The organism is Paracoccus niistensis (genome assembly GCF_042432925.1).
GTDB lineage: Bacteria > Pseudomonadota > Alphaproteobacteria > Rhodobacterales > Rhodobacteraceae > Paracoccus > Paracoccus niistensis.
Map to the genome: position 1 here is coordinate 1 of NZ_JBHLWE010000059.1, position 14,663 is coordinate 14,663.

Genomic DNA, 14,663 nt, shown 5'->3' on the forward strand with positions numbered 1-14,663 from the left:
CCGACCACGACATCTGCGATCATATCCGCTGCCTCATTCGGGCCGAAGTAAATTTCTACGCAGCTCTGGAAGCTGAACCCATGGCCGCGTAACCAACCAAAATCAGCCTCCGGAAAACCCGGCGCGGTTCAGTGATGGGTGTTCCTCCGAGAGCAAGTTGACGTTGGCGGTCTTCCGCCGACTTGTACATCTTCCCGCTCTTGTCGGATCGTCGGTAGTTGCGATGTGGATGCCTCCCCACTAGGCCGACATCTGAACGGCGGAGCAGAGCGGCGTCAGGGTAGGGCGACAGCATTGACCTTCCGATCAATCCGGGAACTGCGCACGCTTATCAGCTGTGTCCTTCCTGAGCGAAGATTGTTCATCCGCTCCGGCAACCATCTCCGGTTCGTTCGCCTAAGCCCCGCAAGGCAGGCCCTCGCCCGGGTTGGTAAGGCGTCCCTGATAGTGTGGTGCCTGGCAGTGACCTCCGTCCTAATCCTGGACTCGATCAGTTCCGCAAACGTACGCGGGCAGGCCGAGCGAGAGCAGGCGGTCTTTGAGGAACGCGCGCTCGCACTCGGCAAAGAGCGCGACCGACAGGCGTTGGAAGCGCATGCCGCCCAAGAGCGGTTTGCAGCCGCCATGGAGCAGGTCTCGGCGATGCAGAGCAGCCTTCTCGCGCTCGAGACCCAACGCCGCGAGATGGAGAGCGAGCTCCAGGCAGCCGAGACCACTCTGCGCCGTACGATGGACGAGCGCGATGCGGCACTGTCTGCGTTGACTGCTTTGCAGGACCAGAAGGCGGACGAACTCGCCGGCATGCTCGACTTACTGACCCTCGCCCTGACCAAGACGGTGGGCGAGCGTGATCAGGCCGCCGCCAAGGCCAATGAAGCCGTTCGCCTCGCCGGCGAGTTGGAGTTCGAGTTGTGGCAGAGGGGAGAGGAGAGCGATCGAATCCTGCGGCGGATCGAGGACGCTCTGGTCGTCTCGATCGAACCGCTCGATGAGGTGCTCCGTGCGGCGGGCCTTGACTCGGACGCGCTGCTCGACTCCGTCCGAGATAGCCACTCGGCCCAGGAAGAAGCGTTGGTTTCTGTCGCGGTCTCCACGATGGGCATGGCCCCGCTGGAGGACGCGATTGTACGCGCGAACCGCATCGTCGACCGGATCGACGAACTTGACCACTACCGCTTGGCTCTTGAATCCGTCCCACTCGCCATGCCGGTACAGAACGACTTCCGGTTCACCTCGCCCTTCGGCCGGCGCTGGGGTCGGATGCACAAAGGCGTGGACATGGCAGGGCCTGTCGGCACTCCTGTCTACGCCACGGCCGACGGGGTCGTCACGTTCGCTGGTTGGCAGAAGGGTTACGGACGGATCATCATCGTCAAGCACCCCTTCGGTCTGGAGACCCGCTACCCGCACCTCAACGCCATCCGCGTTAAGGTAGGCCAGGAGGTCGCGCGCGGCGCGCGGATCGGCGACATGGGCAACTCGGGCCGCTCGACGGGACCCCACCTCCACTACGAGGTGCGCGTGAACGGCCAGGCGGTCGATCCGATGCGCTATATCCGCGCCGGCCGGGACCTCCTCTGAGCGGGCCAGCGCGCTCTCCGGCGTGCTCGCCATCCGGCCCAAGCGTGGTCAATCGAGGATGACCGTGGCGAGCAGATTGATGTTGAGCGCGATAATTACTGCCGCGATCAGTCCGCAAACGGCCGTGAGCCAGCGTGGCGCTACCAGCGGGCCCATCTTGGCCTCAGACGCCGTGAACATCACCAGCGGCACGATGGCGAAAGGGAGTTGGAAACTCAGCACGACTTGGCTGAGGATCAGGAGGCGCCCAAGTTCACCCGCGCCAAGCCACAGGATCACGGCGACCGCCGGGACCATGGCAATGAGGCGCGTCACGAGACGCCGCGCCCAAGGCGCGAGGCGCAGCTGAATGAAGCCCTCCATGACGATCTGGCCCGCCATGGTGGCCGTCACTGTAGAGTTGAGGCCGCAGCAAAGGAGAGCCACGCCGAAGAGCGTGGGTGCCAGGTTTGAACCCAAGAGCGGCTCCAGGAGTACATGCGCCCGGTCGATGTCGGCTACTTCGGTCTGTCCGCTGGTGTGGAAGGTCGCCGCTGCCAGGATCAGGATCGAGGCATTTACGGTCAGTGCGAACATCAACGCGATGGTCGAATCCCAAGTGGCGAGCCGGAGCGCCTCGCGCTTGGAAGCCTCGTCTCGCCCAAAGGCCCGCTCTGCACGATGCCCGAGTGAAGGTAGAGGTTGTGGGGCATTACGGTCGCCCCAATGATGCCGAGGGCCAAGTAGAGCATCTGGTCGTTCAGCACGATCTGGATTGTTGGCGCGAAGCCGCGGATCACCGCGCCCCAATCCGGGTCCGCCATGGCGATCTGCACAGCGAAGCAGGCGGCGATGACGCCAAGAAGCGCGATGATGAACGCCTCGACCCAGCGGAAGCCACGCGTCTGCAGCCACAAGATCAGGAACACGTCTGCCGCGGTGATGAAGACCCCGATCTCGAGCGGGATGCCGAACAGGAGGTTCAGGCCGATGGCCGTGCCGATCACCTCGGCGAGGTCGGTGGCGATTATGGCGCCTTCGGCCAAGGCCCAGAGTGGCGCCGACACCCAGCGTGGGTAGGCGTCCCGGCAGGCCTGCGCAAGGTCTCGGCCTGACGCCACGGCGAGCCGCGCGCAGAGCGACTGCAACAGGATTGCCATGGTATTGCTGAGCAGTGCGATGAACAGGAGTTGGTAGCCGAATGCCGCGCCACCTGCGAGGCTCGTCGCCCAGTTGCCCGGGTCCATATAGCCCACGGCCACGAGGTAGCCTGGTCCGACGAAGGCCAGGAATCGCCGGAATGGCGTAACACCCACGGGCACAGCGACGGAACGGAACACCTCAGACAGCGAGGGCCTTCCGGAGCGCTCGCGCCAGCCATCGGCAAGGGGCATAGCGACTCGTCCTGCAAGTGATTATCAAGTGCAATTTCTACGCCGAAGGATCTGGCTGTCAATCGGCGGCTTAACCGCCCCGATGCTGCCAGTGCGGGCGAATGCGCTGCCTGAAGCGGCTCGTGCGCAGTTGCTCGCAACCAACACGAACTGCCTGCATTGAGGCTTGCCGGACTGGTACCGAGGTCACCTTTGGCGCGCCACAAGTCGAGTTGTCCTCTTCGTTGACCGGGGCGCCGTTTTACGGACCAAGCTAGGTCGTGATGGGACGCTCTACATTGGCCTCGTCCTGAACGCCGCCATTACAGAAGGCTTCTTCGCAGCAGGCCTCCCAAGCGATGCTAGCCCGCCAATCGCCAACGGGTTCGACCATGCTTTTACTCAATTTGACAGGCCTTTAAGATCTGGGCCGGTCATCGCTGATCTGTTGCTTACGCATGGATCATAACTGGTACACCCGGCTGCAGCATGGCGTAGATATCTTCGATCTCATCATCGCGGACGGCAATGCAGCCAGCGGTCCAGTCCTGCTTCCCTTGGGCCAGCCTGTTCCCCTCCGGTCCGCGTCCATGGAACATGATGTCACTCCCAGGATTGACATTGAATTGTGCTGCATACTCCCGATCACGCTCGTTCGGATAAGAAATCCCGACTGAAAGATGATAGCGGCTTTGAGGATTGAAGCGATCCACGAAATAAAGCCCCTCAGGTGTCTTGCCATCACCCTCGAACTGCTTATGCCCTACTGGTTGAAAGCCCAGTCCGAAGCCATAAGACTTCAATACGGTATTGCCACTCAAAAGATACATATGGCGCTGTCCCTTATAGACAACGACCTGTGTAACCTTTGGTCCAAAGTAGCGCTTGATCTGTGGCTTTCGAACGCCACACGCAGCCAATGCAGCAAGGGCTATCAGCGAAAATCCCCGTCGACTCAGTCTCGACATGCAGAGATACTCCGAAATTGGAGGGAAAGATGTAACCTGCAGAGCTTGGTCACTGGTCAGCCGCAGCGTAGCGACTGAATACCTCGCTGGTGCCGTCCTTACGGACTAGAAGGACGTCATAGGCCTCACGTTTATCTTCCGGGCCCATGCCCGGGCTGCCATACGGCATGCCCGGTACTGCAAGGCCTGCCGCATCCGGCCGCTCCTGCAGCAACCTGCGGATGTCGTCTACCGGTACATGGCCTTCCAGAAAATAGCCCTCTACCTGACCCGTGTGGCAGGATTGATGAGACGTCGGAACGCTCAGATCAATCTTGTGCTGGATCAGAAGGGTACCGAAGCTCGTTTCTGAAGTGACGGTGAATCCATTTTCACGAAGATACTCCGTCCACTTTATACAGCATTCGCATCCGACACCCTCGACGACATGTATGCCTGTACCCTGCGCAGCCGCTGCACCATATGTGCCCAGAAAGATCAATATGAATAGTTTGGCCCGAGTTGTCATCGCTTTAACAGCGCGAGTTCTCTTGTGCCGGTTCTCTGGGTCGTTGATGTAGGGAAGTTGACCTTTCGACGATGCTGGCGAGTTCGGTTCTGTCATCGGATTACGGGCGACACAGCCTCGGCGACCGGATTTTTTTTGATCTACAGGGGCGGGCATGTTTCGGCTTTCTTTATTTGCGACCGGACCATCCCGGGTCCGGTCGGTTGTTCTCAGATAACGGGGTGCCTTCATATGATCTCCGACATAACCCGAATTTAGAACACGGCAACCTGAGTTCCGACCTCGGCCATGCCATAAAGTTCGGTGATATGCTCATTAAACAATCCATAACATCCATTGGATGAACGTCGTCCGATCTTCCTGGTGTCATGGGTGCCATGAATGAGATAGGCTGGCCACGAAAGATACAACCCATATGGACCAAGTGGATTTTCCGGATCGCCTCCCTCGACACGCTGCGGTAAGTCCGGGTTACGCCGGCGCATGTCAGGGGTTGGTGTCCAAGGAGGGTTCTTGGCTTTGCGGACGATTTCGGTCAGGCCACGCTTTGTCAAATCTTCAGATACCGGGATTGAACACGGGTAGATCCGATGGATGCTTTCGTCGGCATTCCAGTAGTGCAGCGCCTTCGAAGATACATCCGCGAGGACCACGCCGACGCCTATATTGCTGAAGAAATCGCTCCAATGCCGGGAGCGGAAGGAAGAGATGTTGCGGCGGTTATCAGCATTGGGATCGATCTGATATACGCCGACGTCTGGCGCGCGACCTTGTTGTGTATTGCCGTATATGGGAAGACCAGTACTGGGATCGATTTCCTGTGCATTGGCGCCCACGACTCCATATCCTGCACCCAAAAGGCCGCCGACAAAGCTACGGCGGCTCAGGCCAAGATCTGCAATTCTTTGTCTTTTCATGATCACTGTCCGGATTTTCTTTTTTCGATGTCTGATTGGCTTGAACCATGCGCTAGTTTACGCGGGGCTGTTAAAGCGCTCGGCTGGTATCATCGCGATAGCAACTGCGGACTCAGAAGCCCGATATCCAGATGCCGTCGGTGGATCCGCTCTGATAGCGCAGTGGTGCTCTAGGGTACCGAAGAACCATATCTGGCAGAAGCTTACAGCCGTGACTGCTGTATCGTTCAGGGTAAGAGCAGATTACGCGCTGATACGGCGCTTGATCAGGCAGTGCCGGTTCTGGGTGGCCGCTCCTGCAAGGGCGGACTGACCCCGTTCAAGCTTAATGCGGAAAGCAAAGATCTAGCTTTCACCGCAATCTGTATTGAGGGCTTCGTAAAAAAATCGGGGGTAATGGCTGTGAGTGCTGAACAGGCCCAGTCGCAAGTCGTGCCATCCGTTTCAGGATCGCCTTTAATCGTGCAAGATAAGGCGTTGGTGTAGATTGGAGAAGTTTCCCCGGTCGTCCCTTCCGGCATTTTTGTTTGGACCGCCTGCCATGAGTCCACGCTGGCGCTATGTGCCGCCGCTGCAAGCAGCGCGACATTCAATGTGAGAGCGGTGAGGATAACCACTAACATGCGCAGCATGGCGACAGGGTAGCCAGTCAATAGCTTGGTGTCCATCGGTGCAAGATAGCAAGGTCGTGTGGAGAAGGGGATTTATCCGAGTATGGAAGCGAGCCCAGAGCCAAGGGCTCTTCTCGTCATGTTGCCTCGGTCACCGCCTGCCGTACCGATTCCGCTAGGCTCTTGAGGCTGACATTGGTCAACTGTAGGCCATCAAGGTAGAAGGTCGGGGTGGCACGGACACCGAGAGCCTCGATATCCGCCCGATCCTGCGTCAGGATCGCGACAGTTGCGGGATATTTCGTCTCGATATCGCGGGTGGAGATGTTGAGGCCCGCCGCTTCAGCTGCATCCCAGGCGATGTCCAGATTCGGCCTGTCATGCCGCGCCCAAGCCGGCTGGCTCTCGAGCACTGCGTTCAGCACTGGCTCGAACAGGTTCTGGCGCCGCGCAGCCTCCAGAATTGCCACAGCCTCATCTGAGCCCTGATGGAATGCCGCGTAACGCATGACGATGCGCAGACTATCCGGGAATTCAGCACGCAACTGCTTCAGCACCGGATGAAAGGCGCGGCACGCCTCGCAGGAAGGATCGAAGAATTCGACGAGGGTGACCGGCGCGTCTTCCGGTCCAAGGACGGGCGCTGTGGGACGCAGAAGAAGCGCATTGGGATCAGGGATGGCCGCGGTGCGCGCGTCGGCTTCGGCGGCCGCTTCGCGGGCCTGCCTGTCCCTGACCAACCAGGAACCGCCGGCGAAGGCGGCAAGACCAAGGGCGGATGCGCCCAGAACGAGGCTGCGGCGGTTCATGCGGATCGTCCTTTTGGAAGAAGAAACAGGGTGATCGCGGCAAAGGCCGCGAGCGACAGGAAGGGGATCGGCAGGCCGAGGATGCTCTGCCCGGCCCGGTCCGTACAGGAGGGACCATTCGCCGTGCAAGGCAGCACAGGCTCGGGGATCCACCCTACATAGAGACCTGAATGCCAGGCGGCGATCACGAGCCCCGTGGCTGCCAATGGCAGAGCATAAAGCCGCCCGCGTGGATCGTCGATCCAGAGGGCGACAGCAAGGACAGGTGCCAGCGGAAACATGGCGATACGCTGATACCAGCAAAGGGTACAAGGCGTCTGGCCCAGTACCTCGCCGATGAAAAGCGCTGACAATGTAGCCAGAAGCGCGACCAGGAAGGCAAAGGTCTGCCGGGTATTGATGTCAACCAATGGAGACTCCGGCCTTCGGGAAGCGCTTCAGACCAGCTATCAGGATGGCGGCTGCACCAAGGAAGATAGCGGCATCGGCGCCATTGAAGGTGGGCCAGTTCCAGTCGCGCCAGTAGAAATCGAGAAAATCGGTCACCGCGCCGTGGCGCAGCCGGTCGAGGATATTGCCGCTCGCGCCTCCGACGATCAGCGCGAAGCCGGCGCGTTCCAGAGGCAGCCGCGCCTTGAGGCCCATACAGGCGAGCAAGATGGTCAGCGCACTGGTCAGTGCGGCCATGACCATCGGCTTATCGGCCATGATATTGTAGAGCATGCCGAAGCTTGCGCCGGTATTGAAGCCGAGCGTCAGCTTGAACCCGGGGAAGACAGGTACCGGTACGCGGTAGTCGAGTACTGCCAGAGCCGCGGCCTTGGTTCCCTGGTCAAGAACGAACACCAGAACAGCGAGACCGATGAAGGAGCGCCAACGCATCACGCACCTTCCTTCTGCCAGCCGATCCGCCAGGAGGCACCCGAGGTGAGAAGCATAGATAAATCCTTGCAGTTTGTGCTCAAGTCAGGACGCGCCGGATCTTCGGCAGGGCGAAGGCGCGGTCCTCGTGATAGTCGATGATGCTGCCGAAGCTTCCGTCTGCGCGGAACAGGAACACGCCCGAAGTGTGGTCCATGGTGTAGTCGTCCTCGCCAAGGGGTTGCCTCTCGGCCCGGACCCGGAACGCCTCGGTCGCTCTCGCGATCTCCTCGGGGGTGCCGGTGTGGCCTGTTATGCGCGGGTCGAAGTAGGTGAGGTAGTCAGCCAAGGCCGCGACCGTGTCCCGCTCAGGGTCGACGGTAATGAGCGCCACGTTGAGCCGGTCGGCCTCGGCACCGAGGCCATCGAGCCAGAGCGAGATGTCGCTGAGCGTCGTGGGGCAGACCTCCGGACAGTAGGTGAAGCCGAAGAACACCAGGCTCGGCCGGCCGGCCCAGTCCGAGATTGTCACGCGACGGCCCCGATGGTCCGTGAGGGTGACATCCATCTCGCTCAGCGGCGGAGGCAGGCTGGGGGAAAGGCTCGCAGGCTGCGCCGCGCCGGGTCCGTCCACTTGCCACCAGCCCAGACCCAGCGTGCCGGTGCCGAGTGCCGTGACCGCACCCGCGCCGAGAAGGAGCCGGCGCGAGTGGCTCATTTCGCAGGTCCCGTGGCACCCGGCCCGAACACCGGCACCTCCACCGTGATCTCACCCCCGGCCTCGAAGGTGAGCGTCAGCGGAAAAGTAGCGCCCTCCTTGAGAGGCGTGGTCAGCTCCATCAGCATAACGTGCATGCTGCCCGGTTCGAGCGTGAGTTCGCCGCCGGCGGGGATCTCGGCCGCCTCCATATGGGCCATCCGGGAGATGCCCTCGGAGAGGGTGGTCTGGTGCAGCATGGGCATGGCCGAGACCGGCGAGGACAGGCCGGTCAGGCGGTCAGCCTCGTCGCCGAGATTGCGGACGGTGAAGTAGGCGGCGCCCGGCCGCGAGGTGCCGATCGAGGCGCGCGCCCAAGCTGAATCAACCTCAAGATCGCCCTGCCGGACAGGTTCGGCCTGGACGAAGCCGGCGGAGAGGGCGAAGGCAAGGACGGCAGCAACAGGAAGCTTCATGGCAATGATCCTTCGAGGCGGTTCTGGAGGTCGGCGAGGATGTCGGCCGCGGGCATGCCGTACTCATATTGGCGCAGCCAGTCGCCATCGGGGCCGATGAGGTAGAGCGCGGAGGCGTGCGCCATGCTGTAGCCGCCCGGCGCGGCCGCGTCGTCCTCGCGCGCGAAGAAGATTTTAAAGCTCTCGGCGGCGGCCTGCGTCGCCTCGGGGCTGCCAGCCAAGCCCAAGATGGACGGGTGGAACGCAGAGGTAAACTCAGCCAGCTCCGCCCCGGCGTCACGCTCGGGATCCACGGAGAGGAAGAGCGGCTGCACCCGATCGGCCTCGGACCCGAGACCATCCATCACCTGCGCAACCTCTGAGAGGGTGGTGGGGCAGACGTCCGGGCAGTTCGTGAAGCCAAAGAACACCAGCTGGTAGCGCCCGCGGAAGTCCTCGCTCGTCACAGGGCGACCGGCCGCGTCCTCCAGCCGGAACTCAGGGCGGAAGGCCTGCTGCGCCGCCTCTCCCGTGCCGCTCGTGCGCATGCCGCCGGTCCAGTTAAGAGCGGCAAAGGCAAACAGCGCGAGTGCGGCCGCGACCCACAAGATCTTCTGTGCAAGTGTCAATTTCATGGCGGGCATCTACTCCGGATAGGGCCAAACCGTAAGACATCGAGCCTGTGATGAGCATTCGTCGCAGCCAGCGCACACTCACGGCGAGTGGCCCTGTGTCGGCAAGCGATCGCCTCAGATCCTGTTGAGCACGGGGCCGATCCATCGTGGTACCTGAGCGTGGTAGGTCCGGTAAGCCTCTCCGAAACGTGTCTCAAGGTGCCGCTCCTCGCTTATGATCTGCCCCCGGGCCGAGAGCCAGAGCAGCAGGACCGCCATCCATGCCAGAACCGCCGGAATGGACAGTGCCACGCCAGCCAGGAGCAGAAGCTGCCCGGTAAAGACAGGATTGCGCGACACGCGGAACAGTCCTTCAGTGACCAACTCACCCATGGCGTCTTCGGCCACGCCCACGCACCGGGAGGCGCCCATTCCGACCTGACCGGCCCAGCCCAGCATCGCGCCGAGGACGGCCAGGACGTGCCCCGGCAGACTCCAGAGAGGCGCGCCGGGCTCCGACCAAAGCGGGTCGGCCTCACGGAGCGCAGGGATAACCGCTTGGAGGAGCGGCCCGACAAAGGCGAGAGCGAAAGCCGCTCGAAAGCCCAGGGTGGCAAGGCGGTTCCTGCCGGTGGCGCGGCCAAAGAGCCAGACTGGACGCCCTGCGGCGCGGGCGGCCCAGTTCGAGGCCAGGAAGAACAGCGCAAGATAAAGCGCCAGGACCCACAGAGTGGCGAAGCCGACGATTGTCACGCTACGCCTCCCGCTCAGGGTTGAAGGCCAGGAGCCTGAGCGCGTTCAGTGTCACGAGCACGGTCGCGCCCGTGTCGGCGAGGATGGCGATCCAGAGGCCGGTGAAACCCAATACGGTCGTGACCAGGAACACCCCCTTGAGCCCCAGCGCGATGGCGACGTTCTGGCGGATGTTGCCCATGGCGGCACGCGCGAGACGGATCTGGGCGGCCACGTCCGTCACGCGGTTCCTGAGCAACGCTGCATCCGCCGTCTCGAGCGCCACGTCGGTGCCCGAGCCCATGGATACGCCCACGCTCGCCGTCGCCAAGGCCGGGGCGTCGTTGATTCCGTCACCCACCATCATGACGCCGCCCGCCTCAGCCATGGCCCTGACTTCCGCGACCTTGTCATCGGGCATCAGCTCGGCGCGGTGCTCCATGTCGAGGCTGCCCGCGATCGCGGCCGCGGTCCTGGCGTTGTCGCCCGTCAGCATGACCGAGGTGACGCCGAGATCCTTGAGCTGGCGGATGCCCTCGCGGGCATCCGCACGCGGCTCGTCCCGCAGCGCCAGGAGGCCAAGCGCATGGCGCGGGCGGAACACGACCACCACCGTCTTGCCCTCTTCCTCGAGCGCCGTGGCCCGGTGGATGCCCTCGCTATCGAGCACACCCATTTCGGCGGCGGCGAAGCGGGGCGAGCCAACCCAAGCCCGCTCCCCCGCGACCAGGGCCTCCACCCCCTTGCCAGGAAGCGCCTTGCCGCCCGATGAGGGCAGCGGTTGGACACCCTCCGCCTCGGCTCGCGCGGAAATCGCCTCGGCCAAGGGGTGGCTCGACCCGGCCTCGACGGCGGCGGCCACGGCCAGGAGTTCGGGCATGTCCGCGCTGAGCGGAACCACGTCGGTGACCTGAGGCCGGCCCACCGTCAGCGTACCTGTCTTGTCGTAAGCCACACGGGTAATCTTGGCCGTGGCCTCGATCACCGCGCCCGCCTTCATCAGGAGCCCGCGCCGTGCCCCCGAGGAGAGGGCCGACGCGATGGAGGCCGGCACCGAGATCACCAGCGCGCAGGGGCAGCCAATGAGCAGGAGCGCCAGCCCGCGATAGATCCAGGTTCCCCAATCCTGACCGAAGGCCAGTGGCGGGACGAGGACGACGAGCAGCGCCACCCCCACCACGGCCGGCATGTAGATCCGGCTGAAGCGGTCGATGAAGCGCTCCGTGGGCGCGCGGGCGCTCTCGGCCTCTTCCACGAGGCGGATGATGCGGGCGATGGTGTTGTCCTCGGCCGCACGGGTCACGCGCAGGCGCAGTGCGGCTTCGGCATTAATCGAGCCGGCGAAGACCGGCTCGCCCGGACCCTTGGTCTTGGGCACGCTCTCGCCTGTTACAGGACTTTCGTCCACACCCGAGGTGCCCTCCAGAATCTCGCCATCGGCAGGAATCCGGTCGCCAGGACGCACGAGCACGACCTGCCCGACCTGCAGCGAGGCCGCGTCCACCTGGCGCGTGGTGCCGCTCACCTCAAGAAGCGCTGTCTTCGGCACGAGGTTCGAGAGCGCGCGGATGCTGGCGCGGGCACGATTGGCGGCCACCCCTTCCAGGACCTCGCCCACGGCGAACAGGAATACCACGAGCGCGGCCTCCTCGGCCGCGTCGATGACCAGCGCCCCCAAGGCCGCGATTGTCATCAGCATCTCGATGGTGAAGGGCTGGCCCATGCGTGCGGCCGCGAAGGCCCGCCCCGCCACCGGCGCGAGTCCAATCACCGTGGCAAGGACGAAGGCCCAACGGCCCACATCGGCCGAGGTCAGCAACTCGAACCCCCAGGCTCCTGCGAGCAGGAGCCCCGTGACGATGACAAGCTGACCCTTGGGCCGGCGCCACCAGGGCTGCCCACGCTCGGCGGGGTCGTCCTCGCGGTCCTCGGGCAGATCGCGGACCCGCTCGTCGAAAGGAATGGTCTCGCCATGGGACGGACCGGCTTGTGGCGCCGCTGCCGCATCCGAGGGCAGGAGGAAAGGCTTGCGCTCCTTCACGGTGCCGCGCGGCGCGATGCCGTAGCCCAAGGACTTCACGGCCGCCTCCACCTTCTCTGGGGACGTCTGTGCGGGATCGAGCATGAGGGACAGCCGCTCGGTCATGGTGGCGATGTTCACCTGGCTCACGCCGGGCAGCCGCTCTACAGCGCCTCGCACCTTGATGGCGCACGACCCGCAGTCCATGCCCGACACGGTCCACTCGCGGCGCTCGCCTGCCTGATCCTCCACAGCCATGATGACCCTTTCTGCGCCGAAAGGACGCCTTGATTCGCATCTGGAGCATGACCTAGCCCCTCTAGCTACTAGAGGTTCAAGAGGGCAGATGATGTTTTCGGTGGGAAAGCTGGGGCAGGCTGCCGAGGTCGAGATGCTCACGATCCGCTACTACGAACAGATCGGCCTGCTGCCCAAGGCCGAGCCCAGCCGGGGCAACCAGCGGCTCTATGGGCCCAAGCGCTTTAAGGGCTTCAATTTATCGATCGCGCCCACCTCTGGAAGCCATCCGCGAGGTCGAGGTGTGGCTCGTGGTGCTCATGGCGTGGCTTTAGGAGGCAAGAACCATCCCCGCTGATCACGCGTTCTGCGAACAAGTGATTGTGAGACGCCAGAGCTATGGAAATATGGGCCGTCCTCCTGCTCGCGCTACTACCCGGCCTTGGGAACTTCGCTGGCGCCATGCTTGCCGAGTTTGGAGGCGCGTCGCCGCGCATGCTCAACCTTGCGCTCCACGCGGCGTCCGGCATCGTGATCGGCATCGTCGCAGCCGAGCTTCTCCCGGCGGCGCTTGACGGCCTCGCCGGGTGGTGGATCGCTTTGGCAGTCGGGGCCGGTGGTGTCGCTTACGTTCTGATCGAGGCAGGCGTCGAGCGACTGCAGCGGAGGAAGGGCAGCGGCACGGATCGCACCAGCATGTGGATGATCTATGTCGCGGTTGCCGTCGACTTGACGGCAGACGGTTTGATGCTCGGAAGCGGGACGGCCGTCTCCTTGGCATTCGGCCTGACGCTTGCTGCGGGTCAAGTGCTTGCCGATATGCCCGAGGGCTTCGCAGCGGTGGCGAATCTGCGCGAGAACGGCGTGCCGAGAAAGCGCCGGATCATGCTCTCGGCTTCCTTCATCCTGTACTGCGTCGCGGCAGCACTTCTGGCTTACCTGCTGCTTCGCGGAGCGCCGGATTCGGCGAAACTCGCTGCGCTCGCCTTCGCTGCCGGTCTGCTTTCGGTCGCCGCTGTCGAGGACATGTTGAATGAGGCACATGAGGTGCGAGAGGATACGCGTGGCTCCGTCCTTGCCTTCGTTGGCGGCCTTGCACTCTTTATTCTTGTCTCGGCTGGTCTGGAGACGGTTCTTGGGGAGGATTTGCATGATCCAGACCAGACCGAAGCAGTGCGATTGGAGGGCGCGCGCTCTCCTGGCTGTTAGGCTGGCCTCGCCCCGAACAGGATCAGGCCTGCTCCGAACAAGCAAATGACCGCGCCACTGATGTCCCAAACATCCGGCCGCTGCCCTTCGACGCTCCACAGCCAGACAAGAGACGCAGTAATGTAGATCCCACCATAAGCAGCGTAGGCCCTTCCAGCTGCATCGACCGGGGCGAGCGTCAGAAGCCAGGCGAAAGCTGCCAGCGCGGCCGCGCCGGGAACAAGCCAGAGCGCCGATGCGCCGGATCTGAGCCATGCCCATACGGCGAAACAGCCGCTGATCTCGGCCAGAGCTGCACCGGCATAGATCGTGAGGGCCGGCAGCGAAGTCATTCGGCCGCCACGGACGACGCGTGGTGATCTTGCGCACAGAGCGAATGATCGCTCAGCACCTCAATGACCCGGCAACTGGCAATGGTCCCCTGAGCGCATTGCGCGATCATCCGCTCCAGCTCCGCTTTCAGCGCCGCGAGACGCGCAATGCGGGCCTCGACCGCGGCGAGTTGCTCCTTCGCAATAATGTCGGCGGCTGCACAGGACTGATCCGGCCTGTCGGAGAGGCTCAGCAGATCGCGGATCGCGTCGAGCGGAAACCCAAGCTCGCGCGCATGGCGGATGAACGCCAGACGATCCTGGGCAGACTGCCCGTAGAGCCGCTGGTTGCCGGCGCTTCGCTCTGGCGCCGGCAGAAGCCCGATCTGCTCATAGTAGCGGATCGTTGGAACCTTCACTCCGGCCGCTTCGCCCAATTTTCCGATAGTGAGCATCATACCCTCCCAACCCTCTAGCTACAGGAGTCATTAGGTTTCCCAAGGCCGAAAAACAACCGAACCCAGTTGGGTGGGATGGAAGGGGTTTTGCTGACGGCGAAGGTATGGGGAGACGAGGCTCTGCAGCGAGCGAACACCAAGCAACGCGAGCGAGACGGCCTAACCCTGGATCGAAGCACATCTCCCAGTGTTTGGCGCCCACCACAGGTAGCCATGCCGGCAACCCTGTCCTTGGGCGCTTTGCGGGTGGCGATCAGTCGGTTGCCGGCACCACGGGGAAGCCTGCTGCAGCAAGGGCGGACGCAAAGCGGTCACGCGGCAGA

16 protein-coding genes and 2 pseudogenes are annotated in these 14,663 nt (G+C 63.0%); 3 read left to right on the top strand and 15 right to left on the bottom strand.

Annotation, left to right across the window (positions count from 1 at the left end):
* Positions 1–294: 294 nt before the first annotated feature.
* Positions 295–1,581: a DUF5930 domain-containing protein gene (locus tag ACFFII_RS17020; RefSeq protein ID WP_377700064.1), complete on the top strand. Its 1,287-nt coding sequence runs from the start codon at positions 295–297 to the stop codon at positions 1,579–1,581.
* A 48-nt stretch (positions 1,582–1,629) separates the two neighbouring features.
* Here the strand turns inward: ACFFII_RS17020 and ACFFII_RS17825 are convergent.
* The 13 genes and pseudogenes from ACFFII_RS17825 to ACFFII_RS17090 all read right to left on the bottom strand — a co-directional run bounded on the left by ACFFII_RS17825 (position 1,630) and on the right by ACFFII_RS17090 (position 12,383).
* Positions 1,630–2,954 (bottom strand): annotated as a pseudogene (locus ACFFII_RS17825) (Nramp family divalent metal transporter).
* Positions 2,955–3,385: 431 nt separating this feature from the next.
* Complete coding sequence (locus ACFFII_RS17035; protein ID WP_377700068.1) at positions 3,386–3,901, bottom strand: L,D-transpeptidase family protein; 516 nt, start codon at positions 3,899–3,901, stop codon at positions 3,386–3,388.
* A 49-nt stretch (positions 3,902–3,950) separates the two neighbouring features.
* Positions 3,951–4,409, bottom strand: a complete 459-nt coding sequence (locus tag ACFFII_RS17040; protein ID WP_377700085.1) for a DUF411 domain-containing protein — start codon at positions 4,407–4,409, stop codon at positions 3,951–3,953.
* Between the two features lie 254 nt (positions 4,410–4,663).
* Positions 4,664–5,326, bottom strand: a complete 663-nt coding sequence (locus ACFFII_RS17045) for a L,D-transpeptidase (protein WP_377700069.1) — start codon at positions 5,324–5,326, stop codon at positions 4,664–4,666.
* A 266-nt stretch (positions 5,327–5,592) separates the two neighbouring features.
* Positions 5,593–5,994 carry a hypothetical protein gene (locus ACFFII_RS17050; protein WP_377700070.1) on the bottom strand — a complete coding sequence of 134 codons (402 nt, stop codon included), beginning with the start codon at positions 5,992–5,994 and terminating at the stop codon, positions 5,593–5,595.
* A gap of 80 nt (positions 5,995–6,074) precedes the next feature.
* On the bottom strand, positions 6,075–6,746 hold the full coding sequence (locus ACFFII_RS17055; RefSeq protein ID WP_377700071.1) for a DsbA family protein: 672 nt from the start codon (positions 6,744–6,746) through the stop codon (positions 6,075–6,077).
* On the bottom strand, positions 6,743–7,156 hold the full coding sequence (locus tag ACFFII_RS17060) for a disulfide bond formation protein B (RefSeq protein WP_377700073.1): 414 nt from the start codon (positions 7,154–7,156) through the stop codon (positions 6,743–6,745). Before ACFFII_RS17060 ends, ACFFII_RS17055 begins: the two co-directional genes overlap by 4 nt.
* On the bottom strand, positions 7,149–7,628 hold the full coding sequence (lspA, locus tag ACFFII_RS17065) for a signal peptidase II (protein ID WP_377700074.1): 480 nt from the start codon (positions 7,626–7,628) through the stop codon (positions 7,149–7,151). Before lspA ends, ACFFII_RS17060 begins: the two co-directional genes overlap by 8 nt.
* Positions 7,629–7,707: 79 nt before the next feature.
* Positions 7,708–8,325 (bottom strand): SCO family protein, encoded by a 618-nt coding sequence (locus ACFFII_RS17070; protein WP_377700076.1) that lies wholly within the window; start codon positions 8,323–8,325, stop codon positions 7,708–7,710.
* Positions 8,322–8,780: a copper chaperone PCu(A)C gene (locus ACFFII_RS17075; protein ID WP_377700077.1), complete on the bottom strand. Its 459-nt coding sequence runs from the start codon at positions 8,778–8,780 to the stop codon at positions 8,322–8,324. Before ACFFII_RS17075 ends, ACFFII_RS17070 begins: the two co-directional genes overlap by 4 nt.
* The gene (locus ACFFII_RS17080; protein WP_377700078.1) at positions 8,777–9,394 is read right to left on the bottom strand and encodes an SCO family protein; all 618 of its coding nucleotides are present in this window, start codon (positions 9,392–9,394) and stop codon (positions 8,777–8,779) included. Before ACFFII_RS17080 ends, ACFFII_RS17075 begins: the two co-directional genes overlap by 4 nt.
* 114 nt (positions 9,395–9,508) lie before the next feature.
* Complete coding sequence (locus ACFFII_RS17085) at positions 9,509–10,126, bottom strand: methyltransferase family protein (RefSeq protein ID WP_377700080.1); 618 nt, start codon at positions 10,124–10,126, stop codon at positions 9,509–9,511.
* 1 nt (position 10,127) lies between these two features.
* On the bottom strand, positions 10,128–12,383 hold the full coding sequence (locus tag ACFFII_RS17090; RefSeq protein WP_377700081.1) for a heavy metal translocating P-type ATPase: 2,256 nt from the start codon (positions 12,381–12,383) through the stop codon (positions 10,128–10,130).
* 91 nt (positions 12,384–12,474) lie between these two features.
* Between ACFFII_RS17090 and ACFFII_RS17095 the strand changes: the two are divergent.
* Positions 12,475–12,597: pseudogene (locus ACFFII_RS17095) on the top strand (MerR family DNA-binding transcriptional regulator); the annotation flags it as partial.
* A gap of 227 nt (positions 12,598–12,824) precedes the next feature.
* Entirely contained in the window at positions 12,825–13,571 is a 747-nt protein-coding gene (locus ACFFII_RS17100; protein ID WP_377700082.1) for a ZIP family metal transporter, read from the top strand.
* On the opposite strand, the gene ACFFII_RS17105 is transcribed toward ACFFII_RS17100, so the two are convergent.
* Positions 13,568–13,903 carry a YnfA family protein gene (locus tag ACFFII_RS17105; protein WP_377700084.1) on the bottom strand — a complete coding sequence of 112 codons (336 nt, stop codon included), beginning with the start codon at positions 13,901–13,903 and terminating at the stop codon, positions 13,568–13,570. The genes ACFFII_RS17100 and ACFFII_RS17105 overlap by 4 nt on opposite strands.
* Positions 13,900–14,337: a MerR family transcriptional regulator gene (locus tag ACFFII_RS17110; protein ID WP_377700086.1), complete on the bottom strand. Its 438-nt coding sequence runs from the start codon at positions 14,335–14,337 to the stop codon at positions 13,900–13,902. Before ACFFII_RS17110 ends, ACFFII_RS17105 begins: the two co-directional genes overlap by 4 nt.
* Between the last annotated feature and the right edge of the window lie 326 nt (positions 14,338–14,663).

Excerpts from the sequence above, each read along its gene's own strand:
- ACFFII_RS17035 (WP_377700068.1), bottom strand. The coding sequence starts at position 3,901 with ATGTCGAGACTGAGTCGACGGGGATTTTCGCTGATAGCCCTTGCTGCA.
- ACFFII_RS17040 (WP_377700085.1), bottom strand. The coding sequence starts at position 4,409 with ATGACAACTCGGGCCAAACTATTCATATTGATCTTTCTGGGCACATAT.
- ACFFII_RS17045 (WP_377700069.1), bottom strand. The coding sequence starts at position 5,326 with ATGAAAAGACAAAGAATTGCAGATCTTGGCCTGAGCCGCCGTAGCTTT.
- ACFFII_RS17050 (WP_377700070.1), bottom strand. The coding sequence starts at position 5,994 with ATGGACACCAAGCTATTGACTGGCTACCCTGTCGCCATGCTGCGCATG.
- ACFFII_RS17055 (WP_377700071.1), bottom strand. The coding sequence starts at position 6,746 with ATGAACCGCCGCAGCCTCGTTCTGGGCGCATCCGCCCTTGGTCTTGCC.
- lspA (WP_377700074.1), bottom strand. The coding sequence starts at position 7,628 with ATGCGTTGGCGCTCCTTCATCGGTCTCGCTGTTCTGGTGTTCGTTCTT.
- ACFFII_RS17070 (WP_377700076.1), bottom strand. The coding sequence starts at position 8,325 with ATGAGCCACTCGCGCCGGCTCCTTCTCGGCGCGGGTGCGGTCACGGCA.
- ACFFII_RS17075 (WP_377700077.1), bottom strand. The coding sequence starts at position 8,780 with ATGAAGCTTCCTGTTGCTGCCGTCCTTGCCTTCGCCCTCTCCGCCGGC.
- ACFFII_RS17080 (WP_377700078.1), bottom strand. The coding sequence starts at position 9,394 with ATGAAATTGACACTTGCACAGAAGATCTTGTGGGTCGCGGCCGCACTC.
- ACFFII_RS17090 (WP_377700081.1), bottom strand. The coding sequence starts at position 12,383 with ATGGCTGTGGAGGATCAGGCAGGCGAGCGCCGCGAGTGGACCGTGTCG.
- ACFFII_RS17100 (WP_377700082.1), top strand. The coding sequence starts at position 12,825 with ATGCTTGCCGAGTTTGGAGGCGCGTCGCCGCGCATGCTCAACCTTGCG.
- ACFFII_RS17105 (WP_377700084.1), bottom strand. The coding sequence starts at position 13,903 with ATGACTTCGCTGCCGGCCCTCACGATCTATGCCGGTGCAGCTCTGGCC.
- ACFFII_RS17110 (WP_377700086.1), bottom strand. The coding sequence starts at position 14,337 with ATGCTCACTATCGGAAAATTGGGCGAAGCGGCCGGAGTGAAGGTTCCA.